This window comes from Pseudomonas sp. PDM15 (genome assembly GCF_014851565.1).
Lineage (GTDB): Bacteria > Pseudomonadota > Gammaproteobacteria > Pseudomonadales > Pseudomonadaceae > Aquipseudomonas.
This window is the reverse complement of sequence record NZ_JACVAA010000019.1, coordinates 1-599: the sequence shown is the minus strand read 5'-3', so window position 1 is coordinate 599 and position 599 is coordinate 1. Positions and strand designations below refer to the sequence as shown.

Genomic DNA, 599 nt, shown 5'->3' with positions numbered 1-599 from the left:
GCACAACTTTGACTTGGGCGCAGCTGTTTGCGAACGGCTGGGTACAGCAGGGTGGTTCCGGCAATGAGACGCTGATTGGTCATGCAGGTACCGATGAACTGCGCGGTGGTGCCGGTAACGACACCCTCGACGGTGGCGATGGCAGCAACCGCCTGTTCGGTGAGGCGGGTGACGATGTGCTGAGGACGGATACCGGCTCCTCCAACAACAACGTACTGGCCGGTGGTACCGGCAACGACACCCTGAACGGCAGCTACAAGAGCGACACCTACCTGTTCAACCTGGGCGATGGTGTGGATAGCATTGTCGAAACCGGTAGCCATACCGGTGCGGTGGATGTACTGCGCTTCGGCGAGGGCATCAAGCTGGAGGATCTGCAGTTCCAGCGCTCTGGTGTCGATCTGGTGATCGCCCATGCCAACGGCGTGGACAAGGTGGTGCTGAAGAATGCACTGACCTCGACCACGGTGATGGCTACCTGGGGCTCTACGACGCTCATTGAGAAAGTCGAGTTTGCCGATGGCACAACTTTGACTTGGGCGCAGCTGTTTGCGAACGGCTGGGTACAGCAGGGTGGTTCCGGCAATGAGACGCTGATT

The 599-nt window shown here is 59.3% G+C and carries 1 protein-coding gene; it reads left to right on the top strand.

Annotated features, from left to right (window positions below):
* Positions 1 to 599 (top strand): calcium-binding protein (locus tag IB232_RS23345; protein ID WP_225592491.1); only part of this gene is annotated, 599 nt, incomplete at both ends.